The sequence below is a fragment of the Paenarthrobacter sp. UW852 genome, from assembly GCF_024608385.1.
Taxonomy (GTDB): domain Bacteria; phylum Actinomycetota; class Actinomycetes; order Actinomycetales; family Micrococcaceae; genus Arthrobacter.
Genome location: NZ_JAMSGY010000001.1, coordinates 25,598 through 51,092 on the forward strand (window position 1 = coordinate 25,598; position 25,495 = coordinate 51,092).

At 62.5% G+C, this 25,495-nt stretch carries 24 protein-coding genes and 3 tRNA genes; 15 read left to right on the forward strand and 12 right to left on the reverse strand.

The annotated features are described in order from the left end of the window. Positions 1 to 64 precede the first annotated feature (64 nt). Positions 65 to 1,621, forward strand: coding sequence for a polyprenol phosphomannose-dependent alpha 1,6 mannosyltransferase MptB (mptB, locus tag NEK97_RS00150; RefSeq protein WP_257367909.1), 1,557 nt, complete (start codon positions 65 to 67; stop codon positions 1,619 to 1,621). 15 nt (positions 1,622 to 1,636) lie between these two features. Here the strand turns inward: mptB and NEK97_RS00155 are convergent, their stop codons facing one another. The 3 genes from NEK97_RS00155 to NEK97_RS00165 form a co-directional block, all read right to left on the reverse strand. Then, positions 1,637 to 2,323: a DNA alkylation repair protein gene (locus tag NEK97_RS00155; RefSeq protein ID WP_257367910.1), complete on the reverse strand. Its 687-nt coding sequence runs from the start codon at positions 2,321 to 2,323 to the stop codon at positions 1,637 to 1,639. Next, complete coding sequence (locus NEK97_RS00160; protein WP_257367911.1) at positions 2,320 to 2,652, reverse strand: hypothetical protein; 333 nt, start codon at positions 2,650 to 2,652, stop codon at positions 2,320 to 2,322. The genes NEK97_RS00155 and NEK97_RS00160 overlap by 4 nt, the downstream gene beginning before the upstream one ends. A 63-nt stretch (positions 2,653 to 2,715) precedes the next feature. After that, positions 2,716 to 3,267, reverse strand: coding sequence for a single-stranded DNA-binding protein (locus NEK97_RS00165; RefSeq protein ID WP_257367912.1), 552 nt, complete (start codon positions 3,265 to 3,267; stop codon positions 2,716 to 2,718). Positions 3,268 to 3,485: 218 nt separating this feature from the next. On the opposite strand from NEK97_RS00165, the gene NEK97_RS00170 reads away from it, so the two are divergent. After that, positions 3,486 to 3,561, forward strand: a tRNA-Arg gene (locus tag NEK97_RS00170). 47 nt (positions 3,562 to 3,608) lie between these two features. Here NEK97_RS00170 and NEK97_RS00175 read toward each other — a convergent pair. Beyond that, complete coding sequence (locus NEK97_RS00175) at positions 3,609 to 4,040, reverse strand: SRPBCC domain-containing protein (protein ID WP_257367913.1); 432 nt, start codon at positions 4,038 to 4,040, stop codon at positions 3,609 to 3,611. Positions 4,041 to 4,186: 146 nt separating this feature from the next. Here NEK97_RS00175 and NEK97_RS00180 point away from each other — a divergent pair, with 146 nt between their 5' ends. Both NEK97_RS00180 and ettA read left to right on the forward strand, forming a co-directional pair. After that, complete coding sequence (locus tag NEK97_RS00180; RefSeq protein WP_257367914.1) at positions 4,187 to 4,612, forward strand: hypothetical protein; 426 nt, start codon at positions 4,187 to 4,189, stop codon at positions 4,610 to 4,612. A 55-nt stretch (positions 4,613 to 4,667) separates the two neighbouring features. Then, positions 4,668 to 6,350: an energy-dependent translational throttle protein EttA gene (gene ettA, locus NEK97_RS00185; protein ID WP_235522107.1), complete on the forward strand. Its 1,683-nt coding sequence runs from the start codon at positions 4,668 to 4,670 to the stop codon at positions 6,348 to 6,350. 81 nt (positions 6,351 to 6,431) lie between these two features. On the opposite strand, the gene NEK97_RS00190 is transcribed toward ettA, so the two are convergent. Beyond that, positions 6,432 to 7,337, reverse strand: a complete 906-nt coding sequence (locus NEK97_RS00190) for an acyl-CoA thioesterase II (protein ID WP_257367915.1) — start codon at positions 7,335 to 7,337, stop codon at positions 6,432 to 6,434. A gap of 63 nt (positions 7,338 to 7,400) precedes the next feature. Here NEK97_RS00190 and NEK97_RS00195 point away from each other — a divergent pair, with 63 nt between their 5' ends. Then, positions 7,401 to 8,072 carry a hypothetical protein gene (locus tag NEK97_RS00195; protein ID WP_257367916.1) on the forward strand — a complete coding sequence of 224 codons (672 nt, stop codon included), beginning with the start codon at positions 7,401 to 7,403 and terminating at the stop codon, positions 8,070 to 8,072. A gap of 3 nt (positions 8,073 to 8,075) precedes the next feature. Here NEK97_RS00195 and NEK97_RS00200 read toward each other — a convergent pair whose 3' ends face one another. Both NEK97_RS00200 and NEK97_RS00205 read right to left on the reverse strand, forming a co-directional pair. Beyond that, positions 8,076 to 8,558, reverse strand: coding sequence for a globin (locus NEK97_RS00200; protein ID WP_306672707.1), 483 nt, complete (start codon positions 8,556 to 8,558; stop codon positions 8,076 to 8,078). Then, on the reverse strand, positions 8,551 to 9,249 hold the full coding sequence (locus NEK97_RS00205; RefSeq protein WP_257367917.1) for a mechanosensitive ion channel family protein: 699 nt from the start codon (positions 9,247 to 9,249) through the stop codon (positions 8,551 to 8,553). Before NEK97_RS00205 ends, NEK97_RS00200 begins: the two co-directional genes overlap by 8 nt. Positions 9,250 to 9,336: 87 nt before the next feature. Between NEK97_RS00205 and NEK97_RS00210 the strand changes: the two genes are divergently transcribed. After that, a complete protein-coding gene (locus NEK97_RS00210; protein ID WP_257367918.1) occupies positions 9,337 to 10,335 on the forward strand; it encodes an NAD-dependent epimerase/dehydratase family protein in 999 nt (332 codons plus the stop codon). Here the strand turns inward: NEK97_RS00210 and NEK97_RS00215 are convergent. Continuing rightward, the gene (locus NEK97_RS00215; RefSeq protein WP_257367919.1) at positions 10,332 to 10,811 is read right to left on the reverse strand and encodes an OsmC family protein; all 480 of its coding nucleotides are present in this window, start codon (positions 10,809 to 10,811) and stop codon (positions 10,332 to 10,334) included. The two genes, NEK97_RS00210 and NEK97_RS00215, sit on opposite strands and share 4 nt — an antisense overlap. A gap of 58 nt (positions 10,812 to 10,869) precedes the next feature. After that, on the reverse strand, positions 10,870 to 13,431 hold the full coding sequence (pepN, locus tag NEK97_RS00220; RefSeq protein WP_257367920.1) for an aminopeptidase N: 2,562 nt from the start codon (positions 13,429 to 13,431) through the stop codon (positions 10,870 to 10,872). A gap of 132 nt (positions 13,432 to 13,563) precedes the next feature. Between pepN and NEK97_RS00225 the strand changes: the two genes are divergently transcribed. The 3 genes from NEK97_RS00225 to NEK97_RS00235 all read left to right on the forward strand — a co-directional run bounded on the left by NEK97_RS00225 (position 13,564) and on the right by NEK97_RS00235 (position 16,038). After that, entirely contained in the window at positions 13,564 to 14,571 is a 1,008-nt protein-coding gene (locus NEK97_RS00225; protein ID WP_257367921.1) for a hypothetical protein, read from the forward strand. A 97-nt stretch (positions 14,572 to 14,668) separates the two neighbouring features. Beyond that, complete coding sequence (locus NEK97_RS00230) at positions 14,669 to 15,151, forward strand: ribose-5-phosphate isomerase (RefSeq protein ID WP_257367922.1); 483 nt, start codon at positions 14,669 to 14,671, stop codon at positions 15,149 to 15,151. Next, entirely contained in the window at positions 15,151 to 16,038 is an 888-nt protein-coding gene (locus NEK97_RS00235; RefSeq protein WP_257367923.1) for a DNA-formamidopyrimidine glycosylase family protein, read from the forward strand. The genes NEK97_RS00230 and NEK97_RS00235 overlap by 1 nt, the downstream gene beginning before the upstream one ends. A 78-nt stretch (positions 16,039 to 16,116) precedes the next feature. On the opposite strand, the gene NEK97_RS00240 is transcribed toward NEK97_RS00235, so the two are convergent. Beyond that, positions 16,117 to 16,190, reverse strand: a tRNA-Gly gene (locus NEK97_RS00240). A gap of 126 nt (positions 16,191 to 16,316) precedes the next feature. Between NEK97_RS00240 and NEK97_RS00245 the strand changes: the two genes are divergently transcribed. The 6 genes from NEK97_RS00245 (at position 16,317) to NEK97_RS00270 (ending at position 21,539) form a co-directional block, all read left to right on the forward strand. Beyond that, positions 16,317 to 16,391, forward strand: a tRNA-Pro gene (locus tag NEK97_RS00245). Positions 16,392 to 16,460: 69 nt separating this feature from the next. Further along, positions 16,461 to 17,843 carry a trigger factor gene (gene tig / locus NEK97_RS00250; protein ID WP_257367924.1) on the forward strand — a complete coding sequence of 461 codons (1,383 nt, stop codon included), beginning with the start codon at positions 16,461 to 16,463 and terminating at the stop codon, positions 17,841 to 17,843. Between the two features lie 219 nt (positions 17,844 to 18,062). After that, positions 18,063 to 18,674, forward strand: coding sequence for an ATP-dependent Clp protease proteolytic subunit (locus NEK97_RS00255; RefSeq protein ID WP_284985852.1), 612 nt, complete (start codon positions 18,063 to 18,065; stop codon positions 18,672 to 18,674). A gap of 39 nt (positions 18,675 to 18,713) precedes the next feature. Then, positions 18,714 to 19,373 (forward strand): ATP-dependent Clp protease proteolytic subunit, encoded by a 660-nt coding sequence (locus NEK97_RS00260; RefSeq protein WP_018777832.1) that lies wholly within the window; start codon positions 18,714 to 18,716, stop codon positions 19,371 to 19,373. A 182-nt stretch (positions 19,374 to 19,555) separates the two neighbouring features. Beyond that, a complete protein-coding gene (clpX, locus tag NEK97_RS00265; protein WP_257367926.1) occupies positions 19,556 to 20,845 on the forward strand; it encodes an ATP-dependent Clp protease ATP-binding subunit ClpX in 1,290 nt (429 codons plus the stop codon). A gap of 79 nt (positions 20,846 to 20,924) precedes the next feature. Next, a complete protein-coding gene (locus NEK97_RS00270; protein WP_257367927.1) occupies positions 20,925 to 21,539 on the forward strand; it encodes a DsbA family protein in 615 nt (204 codons plus the stop codon). Positions 21,540 to 21,554: 15 nt separating this feature from the next. Here the strand turns inward: NEK97_RS00270 and NEK97_RS00275 are convergent, their stop codons facing one another. Beyond that, complete coding sequence (locus NEK97_RS00275) at positions 21,555 to 22,430, reverse strand: Fpg/Nei family DNA glycosylase (protein WP_257367928.1); 876 nt, start codon at positions 22,428 to 22,430, stop codon at positions 21,555 to 21,557. 376 nt (positions 22,431 to 22,806) lie between these two features. Continuing rightward, the gene (gene valS / locus NEK97_RS00280; protein ID WP_257367929.1) at positions 22,807 to 25,428 is read right to left on the reverse strand and encodes a valine--tRNA ligase; all 2,622 of its coding nucleotides are present in this window, start codon (positions 25,426 to 25,428) and stop codon (positions 22,807 to 22,809) included. Positions 25,429 to 25,495 lie beyond the last annotated feature (67 nt).

Below are 25,495 nucleotides of genomic sequence, written 5' to 3' on the forward strand. Positions count from 1 at the left end.
GAATGCCCCCGATGACTCAGAATGTGACCCGAACACAGCGGGCGAAGGATTGGACGACAACCACATGACGGTGCCCGTACCCGCCGCGCAGCTGGCAGGGAAAGCAGACACGTCAAAAGCTGCTGTAGCCAGCGAAGTGGATAACGCCCGTTCGCCATTGATTGCCGGATTTATTGGTTCGATGTTCATGGTGTTCGGTTCGCTGGGAGTGGGTTGGCTTGCTCCGGCCTCCGAACTGAGGCGGCTACCACTCTTTATCTGGATGCGCACCGAAGGCGTGGGAGTTGCACTGTCCATCGTCCTGCTGGCCATCGGCGGAATGCTCCTGGTCCGCGCTTGGCTCCGTCTCGGGCAGCGAGTCAGGGTCTGGGGCATTGAGGCCCGGAAAGCTACGTTGCAGGCCGTGGTGGCGTGGGGGCTCCCCATGATGTTCACCGTTCCCCTCTTCAGCAGGGACGTCTATGCATATATAGGGCAAGGCCGGTTGATGGTTGAAGGCATCAACCCTTACGAAAACGGAATATCGGCCCTGCCTAACTATTTCCAGCTGGGTGCGGACAAACAGTGGACAGAGGCACCAGTGCCCTACGGCCAAGTGTTCCTATGGATTGAACAGTTTGTCGTGTGGGCCACCAACGTCCATCCGGAAGCAAGCGTCATGCTCTTCCGCCTGGTCGCCGCGGTGGGGGTTGTCCTGTGCATTGTCTATGTCCCGAAGCTGGCGGAACTTCACGGCGTCAACCCGCATCGGGCACTCTGGCTGACGGCCGCCAACCCGCTCTTCCTGACCAACTTCATTGCCAGCGTCCACAATGACGCGCTGATGATCGGTCTTGCCCTCGCGGGCCTGTACTACTGCGCAACCCGCCGTGTCATCCTCGGCATTGTCTTGGTCACGCTCTCCATCTCCGTTAAGCCAATAACCGTGGTCTTCCTGCCCTTCATCGGGCTTCTGTGGGCCGGCAAGGGTGCTTCGTGGCCCCGCAGGTTCGTGTTCTGGTTCTTCACGGCCGCCCTGAGCCTGGGACTCCTCTACGCGCTGAGCCTGGTTAACGGTTACGGATTTGGTTGGATCAACGGTTTGTCAGCGCCTGGGAGCGTAGCGATCTGGTACGCGCCCGTGGGCCTGATCGGCTTGGCTGTCGGCTCGATCGCCAACGTTTTGGGGCTGGACGGCGCAGTGTTTGCCAAGGGGGTCTATGACGCAGGGAAAGTCCTGATGGTTGCCGCTGTCGCATGGCTGATCTTCCGGGGCGACTACGACCGAATCATGCGGCGCCTCACGCTGGCGTTTGCCGTCATTGTGCTGCTGGCGCCGATGATTCAGTCCTGGTACGTCGTGTGGTTGATTCCGTTGTTTGCCGTGACGGGCATCCGGAACGATTGGCAGGTCAAAGCCCTGTACTTCGTGGTGTCGTTCTTCATGGTTTACGCCATCTCGGACCAATTGGATGTGTTCCCGTACCTCCAAAGCGAAGACCTGGGCCTGGCCCTCCTGCTGGCCCGCATCGCCGCGGCCGTCATCGCAATCTTCTTTGCGATCTATCTGATTTTCATGGACCCCAAAACCAAGGGCCTGTTCCGCAACAAGGACCAGGCTTTCCTGCGTCCCATCATCTGAAGTCCCGTAAAGAAATCACGGGTACGGCAGGAGGCGTAGTGCCTCCCGGATGGACAGTGGGCTAAGGACCGAGGCGTTGTCGGAGGTGAAGGCCCGCACCCATTCCGGATCCGTCTTGCTGTACTCGCGCAGGGCCCAACCAATCGCTTTACGGATGAAGAACTCCTTATCAGTCATATTGGCCCGGATAACAGCAGCCAGCAGGCCGGTATCGGTCCCTTCCTTCGCTGCAAGCTGAGACGTGATTGCGGCCCTTCTGATCCACATGTCGTGATCCACGGCCCAGCGGAGCAACAGCGGTTTCATCGTGCCGGGGTAGGCAATGAGGAGTGCGCAGATCCGGTGTGCCACCCCGTCCACGAAGTCCCACCACGCACCTGTACGGATAATTTCCTCGTAGACGGGCAACATGTCGAGGTCGGCCTTCGCCATCTTCAGGCCTGTCAGGTCAATCGCGGCATAGCGCTCCTCCCGCGCTTCCGCCTGACGCCACAGTTCATACACGGCGGCCCGCAGTTCGTCCGGCGATTTCGGAGGGAACTCCCGCACAGCTGCTTTCACGATTTTGCGTACTTCGGGAACCCGCACACCCCAGGAAGGCATGTCGGACTTCATGTAGGCCTGTGCTCCCCGCGCCCTCTCGGGGTCCGCGGCGGAACGAATGCTTGAACGGATCGACTGGACCAGGTCCCTGGTGGTCATCGCCCAACCTCAGCACCTGTCATGGTCCCTGCGAGGCAACGCATGACAGCGCGACCCGGTGAGGGTCTGGACACGATGCTGAACCCGGCTGCTCCAAAAAGTGAGATGCCATCAAACGCAAGCACGCCCGGCCCAGGACCCGCGCTGAACGCAGTCTTCAGCTGTTCCTTGCGGGCATCCGGTGTGGTGGTCTTCCAGTCCGTGCCGGAGAGGGAGAACCACCGGCACCAGCACCGGGAGGGTTCCCCCTTGATTCCGAACAACTCCTCGACAGCTGCCCAGGAGGCGGGAGCGGTCACGACTCCCGGGGCTGCATCGTGCTGTGGCATGAACCCAGAATAGGCGCTACGTGCAGGGCTGGTCCCGCAGGTCCGGGAACACGTGGAGCAGAATCACACTCCGGCCCCCGCCAGTTCACCGGTTTCAATGTTGACCAACATCGTGTCGTCATCGTCCGAGGCACCTACAGCGACTTCTTCTGTGTCGTCTTCCTGGGGTACTTGGTCATGATCGGCATCCCAGTCGCTGTTTCGCTCCGGTATACCGGAGGCCTCAATGGACGGAGGAGTTTCGGCGGGGGCTGTGCTGCCGTTCATGCGGGTGAAGTTGGCGGAGCCCCACATGAGGTCATGTCCGACTGACTCAGCGTCGATTTCGGCCACGTGGTAAACGCGACCTTCGTGTTCCCACTGCCGCAAACGGAGGCGTCCAACGACGAGGACCCGTTGCCCCTTCTTGACGCTGCATCCCACATGTCCGGCAAGGTAGCGGAATGACTGAACCGTGTACCAGTTGGTGTTGCCGTCAACCCACGTGTTGGTGGCGCGATCGTAGCGGCGCTCCGTGGATCCCAAGCGGAATGAAGCGGTGGAAGTTCCCCGCGCTGTGGTGGAACTCTTGACTTCCGAGGCTACGAAGCCGCGGACGGTGATGATGTCGTTCATGGGTGGTCCTTCTCGATGTAGGGAAGTGCCTGTCCGGCTCTTTCAGCCTTGTCCACGGCGGAGTGTACAGGTAGGGCGCATCGAAGCTATGTGCATAACTTGGTGCTGCAAGGCCTGTGGAGGGAAGGAGTGCTGCACGGGGTTGTCGGGTTGCCAGCCGAACGCACTGTAAACTCTTTGTGGCGCCAGCGGCCTATGCCGTTTCACGTGCCATGTGCGCCCCAGTAGCTCAGGGGATAGAGCAGCGGCCTTCTAATCCGCCGGTCGGGGGTTCGATTCCCTCCTGGGGCACCAACGGCATCCCCCTTGGACATGATTCAAGGGGGATGTCCGCTTAACCCCTAGGACTCCAGGAATTCCTTGAGATTCCGAAGCACCACTTGCCAGGTCTCCGTTGATTGGGTCGTTTCCTGGTCAGACGAATTGTTGCCTTGCCTGATGGTTACGCGGGTCCCACCGGCTTCCTCGGCAAGGCTGTATTCCACGGTGTGATAATTCTCTGAGGTGTCAGGCAGCCCCGAGGCCGGGCTGTAATGGGTGGTCTTCAGCCGTGCCGGAGGTTCGAATGCGAGGATCGTTCCCTTGTCCTCATAGGACTTGCCGTTGTATTCGCCGGAGTAGGTAATCGGATCGCCGACGCGCCACGTGGTCTCGACGTTCGTACCGAGGAAATACTGCTTGATGAGCGCAGGATCGGTGAGCGCTTCCCACACCTTCTGGCGGTTCGCCGGGATGCTGGCAGTGGCCACAGCATCCGGGGATTGTCCGGTCATGGTTGATTCCTTGTCTCCGTTGCCACGAGTCAATGCTCCTTGTTGGACAAGCTACGCCCGTCCGATCCCCCTGTGAATGGCACAATAGCTACGTGATCAGCAGTCGAACAGCATCGGAGCAGGGCGGGCCGGCCAGAGGGGTCCGTGTGGCCGCATTGTCAGTGCTCGCCGTGACCGCATTGGCGCTGGCGGCCTGCACAGGTACCTCATTGCCCGCCAGTAGCCCTTCAAGCGCCCCGTCCTCTTTGGCTCCCGTGGCGACAGCCAACGTGGACCCAGCGGTGGAAGACACCAGGCTCGCGGTGGAGGGCACCTTGAAGAAGCTGGTCACAGCCAACGCCAAGCCGGACAGGGAAGCCGTAAGGGCGGCGCTGGTTTCCGCGGGCATTCCCACGGCGAACGTGGAAGTATCTGTCAGCCGCACGCCCACCGGCTTGGATGTCGACGCCATGGAGGCGGCCGCCCTGACCGGGGAAAACTGTGTCATGGGCCAGATCCGCGATGGGGGAGTGGCGGTCACGGTGCTGCCCGTCCTCGCCACAGGAAAGTGCTTCGTGGGGGACACACGGTAGGTGTACGGGGCACCCGAATGTGAGTTAAGTACGCCGAGCCACTAGATTTAAGGTTATGGCGGAATTCATTTACACGATGACCAAGGCTCGCAAGGCCGTTGGCGACAAACTTATTCTGGACGATGTCAGCATGTCGTTCTACCCCGGCGCGAAGATCGGCGTCGTTGGCCCGAACGGTGCTGGTAAGTCCACCATCCTCAAGATCATGGCTGGACTGGACACGCCGTCGAACGGCGAAGCCCGCCTGAGCCCCGGTTACACCGTGGGAATCCTCCTGCAGGAACCGCCGCTGAACGAGGAAAAGACCGTCCTGGGCAACGTCCAGGAAGGCGTTGGCGAAATCTACGCCAAGATCCAGCGGTTCAACGAAATTTCCGAAGAGATGGCAAACCCGGATGCGGATTACGACACCCTCCTGGATGAGATGGGCAAGCTCCAGGAAGCCATCGATGCTGCCGACGCATGGGACATCGACTCCCAGCTCGAGCAGGCCATGGACGCACTGCGTTGCCCGCCTGCAGATGCCGACGTCACTGTCCTCTCCGGTGGTGAGCGCCGCCGCGTAGCGCTCTGCAAGCTCCTCCTCCAGAAGCCGGACCTCCTGCTCCTGGATGAGCCCACCAACCACTTGGACGCAGAGAGCGTCCTGTGGCTTGAACAGCACCTGTCCCAGTACCCCGGTGCCGTACTGGCCGTCACCCACGACCGCTACTTCCTCGACCACGTAGCTGAGTGGATCGCCGAGGTTGACCGCGGTCACCTGTACCCCTACGAAGGCAACTACTCCACGTACCTGGAGAAGAAGAAAGCCCGTTTGGAGGTCCAGGGCAAGAAGGACGCCAAGCTCTCCAAGCGCCTGAGCGAGGAACTTGAGTGGGTCCGGTCCAACGCCAAGGGCCGCCAGACCAAGTCGAAGGCCCGTCTGGCCCGCTACGAGGAAATGGCCGCCGAGGCGGAGCGCACCCGCAAACTGGACTTCGAAGAAATTCAGATCCCGCCGGGACCCCGCCTTGGTTCTTTGGTGATTGAAGCCAATAAGCTGAAGAAGGGCTTCGATGACCGCGTTCTGATCGAGGACCTCTCCTTCTCGTTGCCCCGCAACGGCATCGTCGGTGTGATCGGACCCAACGGTGTTGGTAAGTCCACGCTGTTCAAGACGATTGTGGGCATGGAGCCGCTGGACGATGGCGATCTGAAGATCGGCGAGTCCGTGAAGATCTCCTACGTGGACCAGTCCCGTGGTGGCATCGACCCCAACAAGACCCTGTGGGAGGTCGTGTCGGAAGGCAACGACTTCATCCAGGTCGGCCAGGTCGAAATGCCCTCGCGTGCCTATGTTTCGGCCTTTGGATTCAAGGGTCCGGATCAGCAAAAGAAGGCCGGTGTTCTCTCCGGTGGTGAGCGCAACCGACTCAACCTGGCGCTGACGCTCAAGCAGGGCGGCAACCTGCTGCTCCTCGATGAGCCCACCAACGACCTCGACGTCGAAACGTTGAGCAGCCTCGAAAACGCGCTCCTCGAGTTCCCGGGCTGCGCAGTGGTGGTCTCGCACGATCGCTGGTTCCTGGACCGGGTGGCAACGCACATCCTGGCCTACGAAGGCGATGACGAGAACCCCTCGAAGTGGTACTGGTTCGAAGGCAACTTCGACGCCTACGAGGAAAACAAGGTGGAGCGCTTGGGTCCGGATGCGGCCAAGCCGCACCGCGTGACCCACCGCCGCCTGACGCGCGACTAGAGCTGACGCTCGACTAAAACTGAAACACGAAGAGGCCGGTCCCCAAAGGGGGTCGGCCTCTTCGGCTTAAGCAACGGCGGTCTACGGAATCCTGACCATGCCTTCCTGCGCAACAGTGGCGACATGGACGCCGTCGCGGTTGAAAATGCGGCCCGTCGCAAGTCCCCGGGCACCTTGGGCGCTGGGGGACTCCTGGACGTACAGCATCCACTCGTCCACCCGCACTGGCCGGTGCCACCACATGGCGTGGTCGAGGCTGGCCACGCTCATCCCTGGCGTCATCCATGAAAGGCCATGCTTGCGGAGGATGGGTTCGAGCAGCGTGTAGTCGCTCGCGAATGCCAGGGCCGCACGGTGCAGGTTGGCGTCATCCGGAAGGGGGCCGATGGTCTTCATCCACACCGCGTTGGTGGCCACATGCTCGCTCGGCGGCGAGACATAGAGGGCAGGGTCCACGTGCCGGACATCAAAGGGCCGTTCGGATGACATGTGCCGCGCCATCGGGTGGTCGAAGTGGGACAGCAGCTCAGCGGTGCTGGGCAGCGACTCGGGATCGGGGATACCCTCCGGCATGCTCGCCTGGTGGTCCAGCCCGCTGTCTTCCACCTGGAACGAGGCGATCATCGACAGAATCGGAACGCCGTCCTGGTAGGCGTGCACACGGCGTGCGGAGAACGAGCGGCCGTCGCGCAACCGCTCGACGCCGAAAGTTATGGGCTTGTTCGCGTCACCGGGCCGGAGGAAGTAGCCGTGCATGGAGTGGGCCACCCGGTCCTGCTCCACGGTCCGCATTCCTGCCATCATCGACTGGGCGAGGACCTGGCCGCCAAAAACACGGTGCCGGGGCTGCTTTTGGGACGGCCCGAGGAAGATGTCCTCGTTGGTCCGGGCTCCGTCAAAATCACCAAGGTCCAGCAGGCCGATCAGCACATCCATGGGGTCTTCTGCGGGTGCCTGCACGTCGAGGCCAGCGTTCGTCTCAGTCATGGTTCGACTTTAGACGCCGCCCCGACCCCTCTCAACCGGGGACATGCCGGTAGAGTCGATCATGTGACAGACGTCTTGACCCAGTCCTTCCGCTTCGCCGATCCCCGTGACCTCGCCGATCTTCGGACCTTCGTCACGCGGGCCAAGAGCATCGACGACGGCGCCATCCGCCTGCAGGCTTCGGGCAAGGTCCTCGCGGCCTATGTATGCGTGCTGCGGCCGCGCATCCTCGGCGAGTCCACCCCCACCATCCTGGGCCTGCGGACCATGGCCCTTGCGGAGCCGGCCCAGGCCGACGTAACGGTGACGCTTGCGTCCGTGATGGACCGTTTGGCCCGCTCAGGTGACGGGGACGTGGACCTGCCCATTCCGCCGTCGACCGTTTCGGAGTCCTGGGCCGGCGTCGGGGCACCGCGGGCCGGTTGGGAACCGCAAGGTTCAGTGTCCGACGCCGACCTCAGGTCAGCGGCCGAAGCGGGCATCGCGGAGGTGGCCGGCGTCGTTCCGACCGCAGCGGGTGCCGCCGTCGTCAATACCGCCAGGGCTGCCGTTTGGGGACGTGGAATGCCTGGCGTGGAGGACTTACCGTCGGGCGCGGCTTTCGCCGCTTTCGCGTTGGGTTTCCTGGCCGATGGTGAGCAGCAGGTGTACCGAAACGGCCGCTGGTTCCGGTTGAGCGGGCCCCGCGGCCATGTACTGGTCCGTACCGGCGCGGGGCTCGGGCTCGGCTTCTGAGGTTCAGGCGTCGGGTCCGACTGATGGGCTGTTGACCATGGTCAGCGCGGCGCGTTCCATGTAGTCCCACAACGTGCCTTCGTGCAGTGGCGAAAGTTCCAATGCGTCCACGGCGGTTCGCATGTGGAACAACCACCGGTCCTTCGCCTCGGGGGTGACCCGGAACGGCATGTGCCGCATCCGAAGCCGGGGGTGTCCACGTTCCTCGCCGTATGTGGTGGGCCCGCCCCAGTACTGTTCCAGGAACATGAGGAAGCGCCGCTTCGCAGGCCCGAGGTCTTCTTCGGGGTACATGGGACGCAGCAGCGGATCCGTGGCCACGCCGTCGTAAAAGACGTCAATAAGCTTGACGAACGTTTCATGCCCGCCGACGGCAGCGTAGAAGCTGTCCGTATAGGCGGGCTGGCTGAAGGGGTCGTTCTGCATCAGTTGGCGGCGGGGGCCGGCTTGTGGCGCTGGTGGCTGGCCACCGGAAATGCTACTCATTGGACTTCTCCTCGGCCTTCGTGGCGCGTGGTGCGCCGGCAGTCACGGGCGCAGCGGCAGCGCCGGGGCCATCGCTGGTAACAGGTGTTTCAAGCGGCACGTAGTCACCCTGCGAGCGGTTGCCGACCCGCAGGATTTCTCCGTTGCGCAGGTACCAGATGGCTCCGTCTTCGGCACGGACCCGGGTAATCCGCAATCCCACGGATTCAACGGTACCAACCACTTCGCTGGTAACGATCACGTCGCCAATACCGTATTGGTCTTCGATGGTGATGAAGATGCCCGCGAGGAAGTCACGGATCAGTTGCTGGGCGCCGAAACCGATGGCGACACCCAGGATGCCCACGCTGGTCAGGAGGGGCGCGACGTCCACGTTCATGTATTTCAGGACGTAGATGATGACAATCACCACAACAATGACGCTCACCAGGCTTGTCAGCAGCGTGCCGATGGTTTCGGCGCGTTGGGAACGCCGTTCGTGGTCCAGTGCGCGTATGGCGGGTTGCACCCATTTGAAGTGCGCCTTCTTGAAGAAGGAGCTACCGGCAGATACCCGGCGCGTGATGCGCCCGATGATGAACCGCGCAACGATCCAGACTGCCAGCCCCACACCGATGGTGATGAGGATTGATACGAGGTCTATTTTCTCTGGTTCCAACGTGATGGTTTCCGATAGGGGGATGGAGGTCAAGGTGGAATAGCTCCTTGTCGTCGGCCCGTGTTCGCCGGGCGCGGAACACTCTGTCCACTGATAACCCTAGCGCCGTAGCGTGACGGTATGCGCATCCTGGTCCTTGGCGGTACCGCCTTCCTGTCCGCGGAAATCGCCCGGCAGGCTGTCGCCTCCGGGCACGATGTGACGTGCCTCGCCCGGGGTACTTCGGCTCAACCGCCCGACGGCGCCACCTGGGTCAGGGGCGACCGTGCCTTGGGTGCCGCGGCTTTCGCCGGTGTGGCAGGAAGCTGGGATTCCGTCGTCGAGGTGTCCCGTGATCCAGTGCAGGCCCGGGCGGCTTTGGAGGCGCTGGGCCCTGCCGCGAAGCACTGGACGTTCGTCTCAAGTTGCTCGGTGTACGCAGACCACTCGGTGCCGGGGGCCACGGAAGACGCGGCCCTGCTGGAACCACTGCCGGAGGGGCAGGCGGGAACGCCGGAAACCTATGGCGAGTCGAAGTCAGCGATCGAACAGCTGACGCGTGCCGCGCTGGGGGACAGGGCACACATCGTCCGGGCAGGGCTCATTGGCGGACCAGGGGATGGCACGGACCGCTACGGTTATTGGCCGGCACGATTCGCTGCCAGCCCTGACACGGTGCTGGTCCCGGACGTTCCGGACGCAGCAACCCAGATCATCGATGTCCGGGATCTGGCTGCATGGATCCTTCAAGCCGCCGAACAGGGCCTGGCAGGAACCTATAACGCAGTGGGCGAGGTGGTGAGCTTCGCCGACTACATCTCCGAGTCCCGGCGGCTGGCCGGACCGGTCGCAGAGGACACCATCCGTCCCACCCAGGACTGGCTCGTGGAGCAGGGCGTGGAGTACTGGGCCGGACCGCATTCGTTGCCCTTGTGGCTTCCGCCGGACCACGAAGGCTTCCAGGCGCGCTCCAACAAAGCAGCCCGGGACGCGGGTATGCGGCTCCGCCCGTGGCAGGAGACGCTCGCAGCCACGCTGGAGGATGAGCGGGGACGTGGCTTGGACAGGGAGCGAAAAGCAGGCCTCAGCCGGGACGCCGAACGCAGGCTCGTGGCACTGTGGCGGGACCAGCGGCGTTAGGCGGCGGCCGCCGTCGTGATGGGTTCGTGGTGTACCGGGAAGTTGACGCTTCGGGCGATGAAGCACAGCTGGTTGGCTTCGTGGTGAAGCTGCGGGACCAAGGCGGCGTGAGCGGGGTCGGCGATGGTGACGTGCGGTTTCAGGGTCACGGCTTCGAACTGCCCGCTGCCGTCCCTGTTCATCTTCATGAGGCCTTCCGCGTTGTCTTCGTAGGCCGAGACCACCACGCCGTGTTTGACGGCCACATGCAGGAAAGACAACATGTGGCATTGCGAGAGAGCAGCCAGCAAGAGCTGTTCGGGGTTGTACCGGTTCCGGTCACCATGGAACGTGGGGTCTGCTGAGCCTTTCAGCGTGGGCAGCCCGGCAATCTCTACATCGTGGTCCCGTGAGTAACTCCGGTAACCAGAGGTGCCTTCGCCTAGGTTCCCGGTCCAACGGACGGTCAGCGCGTAATGGTGCTCGTTCAGGCTCATGCGGACAGTCTAGCCACGCAAGCGCAACTGTCCGCATGAGCACTATATGAGGTGTTTTCTAGACGTCCGCTGCCCTTGCGCGCAGTGCCCGGACCACGCCGTCGCGGTTCTCCAGCATCATGCGGCGCAACGCGGCGCTTTCCTCCGGAAGCCCAGCGAGGAATTCATCCGTGCGGTCCACGGTGGCTTGCGCGGTGAGCTGCGCTGGGTAGAGGCCCACCACAATCTGCTGGGCCAGGGCGTGGGTGCGTTCCTTGACGATTCCGGGGACGGCTTCGAAGTATTTCTCGGCGAACGGCTCCAGCAAGGCGGTGTCGGGCACCCGCATGAAGCCAGCCACGGCGGACGCCTGGAGGGCATTGGAGAGCTCACCCTTGACCACAATCGAGTCCCAGGCCGCTTGCTTGGCCTCGGCGGTGGGGATGGCTGCCTTGGCTTGCGCCGCAGCGTTTTGGCCATTCGAGGTGTTGTCCCGAGCCAGTTCAGCGTCGATGCGCTCCTGGCCCTGGCGGCCCCCGGCCACCAAGGCAGTCAGGAGCTCCCACCGCATATCCTGGTCGACTGCCAGGCCCTCAAGTGTTTCCGTCCCGTCCAGGAGGGCCTGGAGGCGGTCAAGCTGCCGATCGCTTCGCGCGAGCTGGGCGAAAGCCTTTGCGAACTGCAGCTGTGCGTCCGAGCCGGCCTCGACCGCGGATGCAAGCTCCCACAGCTTTTCGGCCGCCGCGGTGGTGGCCTCCAATTTGTGGTCTGCCGCCACGTAATAGGTCAGCGTGGTCGCGAGCTGGCGCAGCTGGACCAGTATTACTGACGAGTCAGTTTCGTCGGCAATGTTGGCCAGGATCAGGTCCGCGTAGCCGCGTGCCGGGGTTTCGCCGTCGCGGGCTGCGTCCCAGGCCGAGCCCCACACCAGGGTCCGGGGAAGGCTGGCAGCGAAGTCCTTCAGGTGTGCTTTGGCCGTCGCCAGGCTATCCGGATCCAGTCGGACCTTTGCGTAGGCAAGGTCGTCATCGTTGAGCAGGATCAAGTCAGGACGCTTCATGCCCACCAGGGCAGGAACTTCCGTGCGGGGGCCGTCCACGTCGAGTTCCTCGCGGTGCGTCCGTTCCAGCTTCCCGTTGGCCGAGAGGGTGTAGAAACCGACCGCCAGGCGGTGCGGGCGGAGGGTGGGCTGTTCCTCGATCGCGGTCTGCCGGATGGCGAAACCTGTAATGGTGCCGGCGGCATCGACCGTGAGTTCGGGGGAGAGGGTGTTCACGCCGGCTGTCTCGAGCCAGAGCTTGCCCCACTGGTCAAGATCGCGTCCCGACGCGGCTTCGAGTTCCACCATGAGGTCTGCGAGCTCGGTGTTCTTCCAGGCGTGCTTGGCAAAGTATGTGCGGACGCCGGCCATGAACTGCTCCGGACCAACCCAGGCCACCAATTGCCGGAGCACTGAGGCGCCCTTGGCGTAGGTGATGCCGTCGAAGTTGACCTCAACGTCCTCGAGGTTGTTGATTTCGGCGAAGATGGGGTGCGTTGTTGGCAGCTGGTCCTGCTTGTACGCCCAGGACTTCTCCACGGAGGCGAAGGTGGTCCAGGCGCGGTCGAATTCCGTGTTTTCCACCGCTGCCAAGTGGGACATGTACTCAGCGAAGGACTCGTTGAGCCAGAGGTCGTTCCACCAGCGCATGGTCACCAGGTCTCCGAACCACATGTGGGCCAGTTCGTGCAGCACCGTGATGGCACGCCGTTCAATCTGGGCGCCGGTGACTTTGCCGCGGAAGACGTAGCCCTCCAGGATGGTGACAGCGCCTGCGTTTTCCATGGCTCCGGCATTGAATTCGGGCACGAAGAGCTGGTCGTACTTCTCGAACGGGTACGGGCACCCGAACTGGGCCTCGAAGAATTCGAAACCCTGCCGCGTGAGTTCGAAGATGTTGTCCGCGTCGAGGTATTGCATGAGGGACTTCCGCGCGAACACCCCGAGCGGTATGACCCGGCCGTCGGAGCTGGTGACTTCGGAACGGACGGACTGGTACGGTCCTGCGATCAGGGCTGTCACATAGGAGGACAGCCGCGGCGTCGGGGCGAATTTCCAGACAGACCGTGCACCGCCGTCCTCTGCGGGTGCGGTTTCGGAAGGGACGGGCGTGGGGGAGTTTGAAATGACATCCCAGTGCGAAGGCGCCGTCACGGTGAAGGTGAAAGTGGCCTTCAGGTCCGGCTGTTCGAACACGGCGAACATGCGGCGCGAATCCGGGACTTCGAATTGGGTGTAGAGGTAGGCCTCGCCGTCTACGGGGTCGACGAAGCGGTGGAGGCCCTCGCCGGTGTTCATGTAGGGGGCATCCGCAACGACCGTGAGTTCGTTCTCAGCCGCGAGTCCGGGGAGCTGGATGCGGACCCCGTCGGCGACCTCCGCGGGGTCCAGTTCCGTGCCGTTGAGGGTCACGCTGTGGACGGTGTGCGTGATGGCGTCGATGAACGTCGAGGATCCGGGGCGCGCCGAGAACCTGACAACCGTGGTGGAGCCAAAGACCTCCGGGCCTTTGGTCAGATCCAAGGTGACGTCATACGACTCGACGTTGAGCAGTTCGGCGCGGGCGGCCGCTTCATCGCGGGTGAGGTTAAGGCCTGGCAAAGTGGTGCCTCCGGGAAGGTGGGGTGACCGACCGGTAGGCCCGGTCGCTGGTGTGAAGCCATTCTTTCACTCCCTGACCGTAAGGCAAGGAGCTCCCACCATAGTGTCGTCCTGACGGAGTAGCGTTGAAGCATGGGACGGTTCCGGGACACGCTCGACCTCCGCGCGCTACGGTTCGCGGTGGCTTTTCCTTTGATGCTCGCCGCAGGATTCGTTGTGTGCGCGCAGATGCTGCGCAACGACCTTCCGCAACCGGTCGCTGTCATGTGGAACGCCGACGGCGGCACCTCCTTCGCGCCTTTCGGCGCCTACGTAGCCGGAGGCGCAGCCCTGATCATCGTTTTCGGATGGGCCGCTTTCCTGCAGGCCGTACCGTTGGCCCGCCCGGTGGTCATGCGGCGCGTCATGATGGGCCTTGGACTCATGCTCAGCCTCTTCATCACCACTGTGCTGGCAGCCGGGCTGGTAGGGCAGTCGGGGCTGGCGGACGCCCGGTTGTCCCACGTCGATCCGATCGTGTTGGCAATGGGAAGCGGCGCAGCGTTGGCCCTCGGCATCGTGATGATGTTCGCTTTCAAGCCCGACCCCCGATGGACTCCCGAGGACGATGCCGCACTGCAATCGGAGCTTCGCCTCCTGGAGGACCCCGACCTCGCCAACGACACCCTGAGGATGTGGGTACATGCCCGGAGCTCCGTGTTCATCATGATCATTGTTTCGGCGCTCTTCCCGGCTGCACTGATCGCAGTGGTGGTTCCGTGGCTGGGTGCCTTGGTCGCCTTGGCGGCCCTGGTGGGCGCGGGATTCCTGTTCGCCCGGGTGCGTGCCGACAGGGGAGGGCTGCAGGTCTTCGCGGGCGGCCTCGTACGCGTCCTGGCCGTTCCCGCCGTCGACATCGCAGCAGCGGCACCCGCGGATGTCAAAGCTGCGGATTACGGCGGGTGGGGATGGCGCCACCACGACGACGCCACGGCAATGCTCGTCGGCAGCGGACCCGCGGTAGTCGTCAGGAGGCTCAATGGGCGGCGTGTGGCGCTGAGCGCCGGAACCCACGCCTCCGCGGACAAACTCGCCGGAATCTTGAACAGGGCGGCCCATCGGGCCCAAGGGGGGGACGGGCAGACCCAACAACCCGGCTAGCGGTACCCTAGGTAGCGCATCCCTCATCGCCGCGCCCGGCCAGTGCTGTGCCACTGCCCAGTGCCGTAGCTGCGCGCCAGAAAGAAACGGACTTCCTGTGACTACACCCCGCGTCCACATTGCAACTGACCACGCCGGCATGGAACTGAGTGCCCACCTGGTCAGCCACCTCACAGCCAAGGGCTACGAAGTGGTGGATCACGGTCCCAAGGAATACGACGCCCTGGACGATTACCCGTCGTTCTGCATCAACGCAGGCGTCGCTGTGGTCGCCGACCAGGAAGCTGGCGTGCACGCCTTGGGAATCGTCCTTGGCGGCTCCGGCAACGGCGAACAAATTGCCGCAAACAAGGTCAAGGGTGTGCGAGCCGCCCTGGCTTGGAACCTTTCTACAGCCAAGCTCGCCCGCGAACACAACGATGCGAACGTCGTCGCAGTCGGAGGGCGCCAGCACAGCGTCGAAGAGGCCACGGAGCTGATCGAGGCATTCCTTGCTGAGCCTTTCAGCAACGACGAACGGCATGTCCGTCGGATCGGCAAGATCGCGGTGTACGAAAACACCGGCGAAATCGTCGAATAGTGCCAGAAGGCCACTCGGTCCATCGCCTGGCCCGCCAATTCCAGGATGTTTTTGGCGGTCAGCGGTTGGAAGTTACCAGTCCGCAAGGACGCTTCTCCGCCGGGGCTGCGCTGCTGACCGGGCACACCATGGTTGACGCCATGGCCCACGGAAAGCAGTTTTTCCTCAGCTTTGACCACGGACTGTTCCTCCACGTTCACTTGGGCCTGTACGGCGCCTGGAGTTTCGGGGGCGACGAATCCTTTACCGGGGCGTCCAGCATCGGCGCTCCCCGTCGAATCGGCGAGCGGGAGACTGGCTCGGCCGCGCCGGACGGTGCCTACGCCGGACCGCCTCCGCCCGTAGGGGCGGTGCGTGTCCGCCTCGTTTCGGACCACGGATGGGCCGACCTGCGTGGGGCCACCACCTGTGCGGCGATCACAGCCGCGGAGGCAGAGGCCGTGCTGGCAAGGCTGGGCCCGGATCCTCTGCATAACCGGCCGGGGGACCGTGAGGAGTTTATTCGACGCCTGCGTCGCCGCAAGACTGCCGTTGCCTTGTTATTGATGGACCAGTCGGTGCTCGCCGGGGTGGGCAACATCTATCGGGCCGAAGTGCTGTTCAGACAGGCAGTTGATCCGTGGACCCCAGGAAGCAGCATCGACGCCGAAACGGCTGGCCGGCTGTGGGATGACACGGTGGCAACAATGGCCGACGGCGTCCGTGACGGTCGGATTGTTACGACGCCTCCGTCGCTGTGGACCGGTGGAGGGGCAATCGCGCCCGACGCCGATGCGCACTTTGTCTATAAACGTCACGGCTTGCCCTGCCGGGCTTGCGGGACGCTGGTGGGCATCACCGAAATTGGTGCTCGCAAGCTGTATTGGTGTCCCGGCTGCCAGGTTTAGGCGGTTCCAGGCTCTGTTTCGAAGCCAAAAACAGCTGGAAGCAAAAAGCGCCCCGATCCGAAGATCGGGGCGCTTTGCTGGAGGGGACGACGGGAATCGAACCCGCGTAATCAGTTTGGAAGACTGAGGCTTTACCATTAAGCTACGTCCCCAGGTGGACATCCTCTTCAGGACGCTTTCCCTGTGGCTGTTGAAGCCGGGTACAACTAAACCTAATTCCGGCGGCGGTGTCAAATGTGCATTCTTGGCTCGCTTGCCCGTAGACTGTCCTGTGCATTCGGGGTGTAGCTCAGCTTGGCTAGAGCGCCTGCTTTGGGAGCAGGAAGTCGCAGGTTCAAATCCTGTCACCCCGACTCTGTGTTTGTGTCCGCTTCAGGGATACGACAGAACCCCATACCCACAAAATCAGGAGTACTTAGACTGTGAAGAGCGCTGTCGAGAACCTCACCGCAACGCGGGTCAAGCTCAACGTTGAGGTTCCCTTTGAGGAACTGAAGCCGAGCATCGATGCCGCGTACAAGACCGTTGCTTCGCAGATCCAGGTTCCCGGATTCCGCAAGGGCAAAGTTCCTTCCAAGCTCATCGACCAGCGCGTCGGCCGTGGCTATGTACTGGAAACGGCCATCAATGATGGCTTGAACGGCTGGTACCAGGCTGCTGTCCAGGAAACCGGCGTTCGTCCGCTGAGCCGTCCTGAGGTTGAAATCACCGAAGTTCCGGACCCGTCCGCAACCGATGGTGAACTCAAGTTCCAGGTCGAGATCGACGTCCGTCCCGAGATCGAACTGCCGGAATACTCCGGTATCAAGGTTGAGGTTGCTGCTGCGGAATCCTCCGAAGCCGACGTCGACAAGGCCCTCGATGAACTGCGCGGCCGTTTCGGCACGCTGAAGTCCGTTGAGCGTCCCGCCAAGAACGATGACTTCCTCACCATCGACATCAACGCCACGATCGACGGCGAAGAGATCGACTCCGCTGCTGGCCTGTCCTACCAGGTAGGCGCAGGCACCATGCTCGAAGGCCTGGACGAAGCCGTAACCGGCCTCTCTGCTGACGAAGAAGCAATCTTCGACACCACGCTTGTCGGCGGCGACCACGCCGGCGAAGCTGCTCAGGTCAAGGTCACGGTCAAGGCCGTGAAGGAGCGCGAGCTCCCTGAAGCCAACGATGACTTTGCGCAGCTGGCCTCAGAGTTCGACACCCTGGCTGAGCTCCGTGAGGACCTCGCCAAGCAGGCTGCCGACTCCAAGGTTGTTGAGCAGGGCGTTGAGGCCCGTGACAAGGTCCTGGACAAGCTCGTTGAGCTCGTCGATGTCCCCGTGCCGGACTCGGTGGTGGAAGAGCAGATCGAAGCGCACTTCAACCCGGAGAACGCACACGGCGAAGGTGACCACGACACCGAGGAGCACCGCGCCGAGGTCAAGGCCAACACTGAGCGTGCCTTCCAGAACGAAATCATCCTTGACGCCATCGCGGACAAGGAAGAGGTCAATGTCAGCCAGAACGAGCTCATTGACTACATCGTGACCACCGCCAGCCAGTACGGCATGGACCCGAACCAGTTCGCCCAGATCATTGATCAGAGCGGCCAGGTTCCCATGATGGTTTCCGAGGTCCGCCGCCGCAAGGCGCTGGCCGTCGTCCTGGGCCAGGCAGAGGTTGTCGACTCCGAGGGCAACAAGGTTGACCTCACGGACTTCGTCCGGCCTGCCGGCGAAGCTGAAGCTGAAGATGCTGAAGCTGTCGAAGCAGCCGACGAAACGGAAACTCCCGCAAGCGACGATCCCGCCGCTGTGAAGTTCTAGTACACGCCGTCAACCGACCCCGGATCTTCTGATCCGGGGTCGGTTTGCTTTAAGGCCCCCGTTGGCGCTGATCCCAAACGTGCGCCGTCAGCGAACAGCGCGATTCCGGCGAACAAATCACCCCCGAAAACGGTTAGTGTCCAAGTAGTGAAGTTCAGTGAGGTCACTGGCACCAGCGAGAGGTAAGTACTTATGTCACAGCAATCAGAGGCTCCCCGGATGGCAACTGTCGATCCCGCAGCCCAGGACAACTACATCTACAACCGCCTGCTGAAAGAGCGCATCATTTGGCTCGGCTCTGAAGTGCGTGACGAGAACGCCAACGCCATCTGCTCGCAGCTGCTCCTGCTCTCGGCCGAGGACCCGGAGAAGGACATCTACCTGTACATCAACTCCCCTGGTGGGTCCGTGACAGCCGGTATGGCCATCTACGACACCATGCAGTTCATACCGAACGACGTCGTCACCGTCGCCACCGGCCTGGCTGCTTCCATGGGCCAGTTCCTCCTGTCCTCCGGAACCAAGGGCAAGCGCTATGCAACCCCCAACGCCCGCATCCTGATGCACCAGCCCTCGGGCGGCATCGGCGGCACCGCCTCAGACATCAAGATCCAGGCTGAGCTGATCCTGCACATGAAGAAGGTCATGGCTGAGCTGACCGCGGAGCAGACGGGCCAGACCGTCGAAACCATCCTCAAGGACAACGACCGCGACAAGTGGTTCACCGCTACCGAGGCCCTGGAGTACGGATTCTTCGACAAGATTTCGGCGCACGCCGGTTCTGTTGCCGGCGGTGGCGGAACGGCCAACCAGTCGAACTCCGACAACTGACCGGCACTAAAGAACCACTGAAACCCAGGAGTAAAGAACATGAACTACAACTTCGGATGGTCTGCCGGTAATCTCCCGTCCAGCCGCTACGTCCTGCCCCAGTTCGAAGAGCGCACGCCTTACGGCTTCAAGCGCCAGGACCCGTACACCAAGCTGTTCGAGGACCGCATCATCTTCCTCGGCGTCCAGGTTGACGATGCCTCGGCCGATGACATCATGGCCCAGTTGCTGGTCCTCGAGTCAACGGACCCGGACCGTGACATTACCTTGTACATCAATTCGCCGGGTGGCTCGTTCACCGCCATGACGGCTATCTACGACACCATGCAGTACATTCGCCCGGAGATCCAGACGGTCTGCCTCGGCCAGGCGGCCAGCGCCGCAGCGGTCCTGCTCGCCGCCGGTACACCCGGGAAGCGCCTGGCGCTGCCGAATGCCCGCGTACTGATCCACCAGCCGGCTCTGTCCGGTGGCCAGGGTGGCCAGGCCTCTGACCTGGAAATCCAAGCTGCCGAGGTCATGCGTATGCGTACATGGCTTGAGGACACGCTGGCCCACCACTCGGGTCGCACCTCGGAGCAGGTAAACAATGACATCGAGCGTGACAAGATCCTGACGGCCGCCGAAGCCATGAACTATGGTCTGATCGACCAGGTCCTTGACTCCCGGAAGATCAAGCCCCAGGCAATCGCCCGGTAGTAACCGGAATTGGACGCCGGTGCGGTTCACGAAATATGGACCGCACCGGCGTTCTGTTTCCACCCAAGCAGCCCATTGTGACCTAGAGTGGATCTTGTCACGGTGGTGCCAACCGCGGCATGGCCGCACACTTGAGTACGGCGCGGCGCCGCATCACCCGCATGCAACGAAGGGATTCCCACATGGCTCGGATTGGCGAGAGCACGGATCTGCTGAAGTGTTCTTTCTGCGGAAAGAGCCAAAAGCAGGTGCGGAAGCTGATTGCCGGGCCCGGTGTGTACATCTGTGACGAGTGCATCGAGCTCTGCAACGAAATCATCGAAGAGGAGCTTGCAGAGGTTTCCGATCTCGGTAGCTTCGAACTGCCCAAGCCCCGCGAGATCTTCGACTTCCTGCAGGAATACGTCATTGGCCAGGAACCGGCGAAAAGGTCCCTGGCTGTTGCCGTGTACAACCACTACAAGCGCATCCAGGCAGGGCACGCACCCAAGACCGGAAGCCTGGGCGAGGGCTCGCACCACGAGGACGTGGAAATTGCCAAGTCCAACATCCTGCTGATTGGGCCCACCGGCTGCGGAAAGACCTACTTGGCCCAGACGCTGGCGCGGCGGCTCAACGTGCCGTTTGCTGTTGCCGATGCCACGGCCTTGACGGAGGCGGGCTACGTTGGCGAGGACGTTGAGAACATCCTTCTGAAGCTCATCCAGGCCGCCGACTATGACGTCAAGAAGGCCGAACAGGGCATCATCTACATCGACGAGATCGACAAGATTTCCCGTAAGAGCGAAAACCCCTCGATCACGAGGGATGTCTCCGGAGAAGGTGTCCAGCAGGCGCTCCTGAAGATCCTCGAGGGCACAGTGGCCTCGGTTCCACCGCAGGGCGGCCGGAAGCACCCCCACCAGGAATTCATCCAGATCGACACCACCAATGTGCTCTTCATCGTGGCCGGTGCGTTTGCTGGATTGGAAGACATCATTGGTTCCCGGTCCGGGCGCAAGGGCATCGGCTTCGGAGCTCCGCTGAACGAGGCCAGGGACAACGTCGACACATATGGCGAAGTCATGCCCGAGGATCTGCTCAAGTTCGGGTTGATTCCCGAATTCATTGGTCGGCTCCCGGTCATCACCACAGTTTCCAGCCTTGACCGGCCCGCCTTGATCCAGATTCTGTCCACCCCAAAGAACGCCTTGGTGAAGCAGTACCAGAAGATGTTCCAGCTTGACGGTGTGGACCTGCAGTTCGACGACGACGCCCTGGACGCAATTGCCGACCAGGCGCTGGAGCGCGGCACGGGAGCCCGCGGCCTCCGGGCGATCATGGAAGAAGTACTGCTGCCAGTGATGTTCGATCTTCCCAGCAGGGACGACATCGCCACGGTGGTCATCACCTCCGAGGTCGTACTCAAGAAGGCGCAGCCCACCATGATTGCCCACGATGTCGTGGCCAAGCGCAGGAATAAGTCGGCCTAGGCGCCTGTTGGCGTAAATAAGGCAAGGCTCCGCCGGAGTCGCCAGCCAACCACCTTCCCACCTTTCCGAGGAGTTCCCTGTGCCCGAACAGACCGCCAACAAAGCTGATTTCTGGTTCGACCCCGTCTGCCCGTTCGCGTGGATCACGTCACGTTGGATCGGGGAAGTGGAGCAGGTTCGTGGAATTGAGACTGAATGGCATGTCATGAGCCTCTCGGTCCTCAACGAAGGCCGTGACCTGCCCGACGAGTACCGCGCCATGATGGACAACAGCTGGGGACCTGTCCGTGTCATCATTGCCGCCCAGGAACTGCACGGCGACAGCTACGTCAAGCCCCTCTACGACGCCATGGGGGAGCAGATCCACCATGAAGGCAACAAGGACCGCGCCTCCGTCATCCAGAAGGCGTTGGCCGAGGTAGGCCTTCCTGCAGAGCTGGCACGTTTCGCAGAGTCGGACGAGTATGACGCCAAGCTGCGCGAAAGCCACGAAGCCGGTATCTCCCTGGTAGGCCAGGATGTGGGTACCCCGGTGGTTGCGTTCAACGGAACAGCATTCTTCGGCCCGGTCCTGACCCGGATTCCGCGCGGCGAAGTGGCCGGTAAGCTGTGGGACGCCACGGTCACTTTGGCTGACTACCCACACTTCTTCGAGCTGAAGCGCAGCCGCTCGGAAAGCCCCGAATTCAGCTAGCCGGAAATAATCCAGCTACTTCAGGAACCGTGATGTCCTCCGGTCGGCGAGGATCTTGCCGTTGGTCTGGCACGTAGCGCAATACTGCAGGGAGGTGTCCGCGAAGGACACCTCCCTGACTGTATCCCCACAGACCGGGCACGGTTGTCCTGTCCTTGCGTGCACACGGAAATTGCTGCGCTTGGTGTCTTTGAGTTCACTGGATGGCTTGCCGGCCGCGGCGTTGACGGCACTCACCAGGACGTCCTGCATGGAGGCGTAGAGTCGCGCCACGGTCGTCTGGTCCAGTGACTTCGCGCTTGCGAAGGGAGAGATCTTGGCGGCGTGGAGGATTTCGTCGCTGTAGGCGTTCCCGATTCCGGCAATGACGCCCTGGCTGCGGAGCAACCCTTTGATCTGTTGCGAACTGGACGCGAGAATGGCTGCGAAAGTGTCGACGTCGAAGTCCGGGCTGAGCGGCTCGGGCCCCAGGGTAGCGATACCCGGTACGTCATGGGGATCCTTGACCACATAGATAGCCAGGCTCTTCTTGGTTCCGGCTTCGGTCAGGTCCAAGCCGATGTGCGCGTCGTCGGAAGGCCGGTGAAGCCACAGTCGCGCCGCGATGTTGCTTTTCCCCATGCGCAGTCCGGCAGATGATGGGTGCTCCGTGTAGCGCACCCAGCCGGCCTTCGCCAAGTGGAACACGAAGAACAGGCCTTCGACATCGATGCACACGAACTTCCCGATGCGTCGGACCCCTCGAACGGTCCTGCCTTCGAGGGCGCTGTAGGGCGGGTCGGCTGTCTTGAGCGCCGAGAACGAGTTGATGCGGACCTCGGTGAGCACGGCGCCATGGAGTTGGGTGTCCAGGTACATGCACAGCCCGTGCACTTCGGGGAGTTCCGGCATGGTCATACTCTGCCACATGGCGGGGCGAACCCACAGAAAGAGGGAGCAAAAAGCCCTCGACGAACTACAGTTCTGTAGTTCTTCCGAAGGCCTTGTGCATCGCCCGCAGCGGGACAACAATGGTTCTTACCCACTTCGAAAGAAGAGGGACACGGAAACCAAAGATTCAGTGATATGCAACCAACGCAGCCTTCGGCGAAGTTGGAAGCAAGCTACCAGTGACGAGGTAGGAAGACCTGAAATTCCAAGGATTCCGCCAGACTGCCAAGCCGTCACCAAGCAGCCGAAAAGTCGAAGCCCCACCAACGGCAAAACGCTGATGGGGCTTCCCCTTTGCCCAAAACGGGCACGATGCCGCTAACGCGGATCCTGGCTGCTAGGACGCTGTAACGTCCTCCACGGGTGCCAGGACAACATCACTGACGGTCAGGTCGCCTTCGCCGGACTGGAGCGTGATTTCCTTGGCGTTGGCAGCTGCCTTCAGGTCACCGAGGCCAGCCTTCAACTGGGCTACGAGTACCTCAGGAGCGGTGATGGCTGCTGAGAGTACCTCGGTGCGCTGCTTGACCTTGGCTTCGGACTTGGCTTTCCGGATACCGCTGAGGGCAACGCCCACGGTGCTGAGCATGGTGGTATCGCCGTCGGTGATTTCCACGGCGGCGGGCCATGCCGCACGGTGGACCGAACCGGTGCGCCACCAACCCCATACTTCTTCGGTAGCGAAGGGCAGGAACGGCGCGAACAAGCGCAGGAGTGCGTCCAGCGTGGTTGCCAGCGCTGCAAGCACGGAGGCCTGTTCTGCTTCGCCGGCGGCACCGTAGGCGCGGTCCTTGATGAGCTCCACGTAATCGTCCGTGAACTGCCAGAAGAACGATTCCGTGATCTGGAGCGCACGGGCGTAGTCGTAGTTTTCAAACGCCTTGGTTGACTGCGCGACGACATCCGAGAGTTGGGCGAGCAGCGCGCGGTCCAGCGGGTTGGTCAGTACCGAAAGGTCGGTGGTGACAACCGAGTTCTCCGTGGCACCGAGGTTCAGCACGAACTTCGAGGCGTTGAGCAACTTGATGGCCAGGCGGCGGCCGATCTTCATCTGCGCGATCTCGTACGCGGTGTCGGCGCCAAGCTTGGCTGATGCAGCCCAATAACGGACAGCGTCAGAGCCGTACTCGTTAAGCACATCCGTGGGCACCACAACATTGCCCTTGGACTTGGACATCTTCTTACGGTCCGGGTCCAGGATCCAGCCGGAAATGGCCGCATGCTTCCAGGGGGCGCTCTTCTGCAAGGCATCCGCACGGACGGCCGAGGAGAATAGCCAGGTGCGGATGATGTCGTGGCCTTGGGGACGGAGGTCGAAGGGGTAGACCTTGGAGAACAGGTCCTCGTCGCGGCTCCAACCGCCCACAATCTGCGGGGTGAGGGAAGATGTGGCCCAAGTGTCCAGGACATCGGCGTCACCCGTAAAGCCGTTGGCCTGGTCGCGCTGCGATTCCTCGAAGCCGGGAGCGGCGTCGGCGGCGGGGTCCACCGGCAGCATGTCGTCAGAGGGCAGGATGGGGTTGTCGTAGTCCGGGTTGCCTTGGGCGTCCAGCGGGTACCAGACGGGGATGGGCACACCGAAGAAGCGCTGGCGCGATACGAGCCAGTCGCCGTTCAGGCCGGCGATCCAGTTTTCGTAGCGGGAGCGCATGAAGGCCGGGTGGAAGGTGATCTCCTGGCCACGGCCGATCAGCCGTTCCCGGCGTTCCTCGTCGCGGCCACCGTTGCGGATGTACCACTGACGGGACGTCACCACTTCGAGGGGCTTGTCGCCCTTCTCGAAGAAGTTCACAGGGTGGGTGATCTTCTTGGGTTCGCCATCGAGCAGATCGGCGGCCTTGAGCAGTTCCACCACGGCTTCCTTGGCGGAGAAAGCGGTCTTGCCGGCGATGGCTGCGTAGGCTTCCTTGCCGGCTTCGGTATTGATCCACTCCGGGGTGTCGGCGATGATCCTGCCGTCGCGGCCCATGATGGCTCGCGTGGGGAGCTGGAGTTCACGCCACCAGGTGACGTCGGTCAGGTCACCGAACGTACACACCATAGCGATGCCGGAACCCTTGTCCGCCTTGGCGAGCGGGTGGGCCTTGACCTCAAGTTCCACGTCGAAGAGGGGAGACTTTACTGTCTTGCCGAACAGCGGCTGGTAGCGCTCGTCGTCGGGGTTTGCCACCAGAGCTGCGCAGGCAGCAAGCAGTTCCGGGCGGGTGGTCTCGATGAAGATCTTTTCGCCGTCTTCGGTGAAGAAGGGGTAGCGGTAGTAGGCGCCGGCAACTTCGCGGTCCTCGAGCTCGGCCTGCGCTACAGCGGTACGGAAGGTAACGTCCCACAGTGTCGGTGCCTCGGCCATGTAGGCGTCTCCGGCGGACAGGTTCGCGAGGAAGGCGCGCTGCGACACGGCGCGGGAGGTGTCGTCGATGGTGCGGTATGTCAGGTCCCAGTCCACGGACAGGCCCAGGGTCTGGAACAGGTTCTCGAAGACTTTCTCGTCCTCAACGGCGAGTTCCTCGCACAGTTCGATGAAGTTCTGGCGCGAAACGACGTCGAAATCGCGCTGGTTCTTGGCCGGCTGAGCCGGGGGCGTGTAGTCAGCCTTGTAGGGAACGGCGGGATCGCAGCGCACACCGTAGTAGTTCTGGACACGGCGCTCGGTGGGCAGCCCGTTGTCGTCCCAGCCCATGGGGTAGAACACGTTCTTGCCCGTCATGCGCATGTAGCGGGCCTGGACGTCGGTCTGGGTGAAGGAGAACATGTGGCCCACGTGGAGGGAGCCTGATGCCGTCGGCGGGGGAGTGTCGATCGAGTAGACCTGCTCCCGGGTGGTGTCCGGGTTGAACTTGTAGGTTCCCTCGCTCAGCCAGCGCTGCGTGAGGGCAGCCTCGAGGCCTTCAAGGGCCGGCTTGTCGGGAACGTTGATGGGGGCGGTGGCGGGCGTGTCTGTACCCTGCGTTGATTCAGCCATGGACCAATTGTTTCATGGCCCGGCGTTACAACCCGCCGTCCGGTGACCCCGCACGCCCGATAGGGTA

Excerpts from the sequence above, each read along its gene's own strand:
- mptB (WP_257367909.1), top strand. The coding sequence starts at position 65 with ATGACGGTGCCCGTACCCGCCGCGCAGCTGGCAGGGAAAGCAGACACG.
- NEK97_RS00155 (WP_257367910.1), bottom strand. The coding sequence starts at position 2,323 with ATGACCACCAGGGACCTGGTCCAGTCGATCCGTTCAAGCATTCGTTCC.
- NEK97_RS00160 (WP_257367911.1), bottom strand. The coding sequence starts at position 2,652 with ATGCCACAGCACGATGCAGCCCCGGGAGTCGTGACCGCTCCCGCCTCC.
- NEK97_RS00165 (WP_257367912.1), bottom strand. The coding sequence starts at position 3,267 with ATGAACGACATCATCACCGTCCGCGGCTTCGTAGCCTCGGAAGTCAAG.
- NEK97_RS00175 (WP_257367913.1), bottom strand. The coding sequence starts at position 4,040 with ATGACCGGACAATCCCCGGATGCTGTGGCCACTGCCAGCATCCCGGCG.
- ettA (WP_235522107.1), top strand. The coding sequence starts at position 4,668 with ATGGCGGAATTCATTTACACGATGACCAAGGCTCGCAAGGCCGTTGGC.
- NEK97_RS00190 (WP_257367915.1), bottom strand. The coding sequence starts at position 7,337 with ATGACTGAGACGAACGCTGGCCTCGACGTGCAGGCACCCGCAGAAGAC.
- NEK97_RS00200 (WP_306672707.1), bottom strand. The coding sequence starts at position 8,558 with ATGAGTAGCATTTCCGGTGGCCAGCCACCAGCGCCACAAGCCGGCCCC.
- NEK97_RS00210 (WP_257367918.1), top strand. The coding sequence starts at position 9,337 with ATGCGCATCCTGGTCCTTGGCGGTACCGCCTTCCTGTCCGCGGAAATC.
- NEK97_RS00215 (WP_257367919.1), bottom strand. The coding sequence starts at position 10,811 with ATGAGCCTGAACGAGCACCATTACGCGCTGACCGTCCGTTGGACCGGG.
- NEK97_RS00225 (WP_257367921.1), top strand. The coding sequence starts at position 13,564 with ATGGGACGGTTCCGGGACACGCTCGACCTCCGCGCGCTACGGTTCGCG.
- NEK97_RS00255 (WP_284985852.1), top strand. The coding sequence starts at position 18,063 with ATGGCAACTGTCGATCCCGCAGCCCAGGACAACTACATCTACAACCGC.
- NEK97_RS00260 (WP_018777832.1), top strand. The coding sequence starts at position 18,714 with ATGAACTACAACTTCGGATGGTCTGCCGGTAATCTCCCGTCCAGCCGC.
- clpX (WP_257367926.1), top strand. The coding sequence starts at position 19,556 with ATGGCTCGGATTGGCGAGAGCACGGATCTGCTGAAGTGTTCTTTCTGC.
- NEK97_RS00275 (WP_257367928.1), bottom strand. The coding sequence starts at position 22,430 with ATGCCGGAACTCCCCGAAGTGCACGGGCTGTGCATGTACCTGGACACC.
- valS (WP_257367929.1), bottom strand. The coding sequence starts at position 25,428 with ATGGCTGAATCAACGCAGGGTACAGACACGCCCGCCACCGCCCCCATC.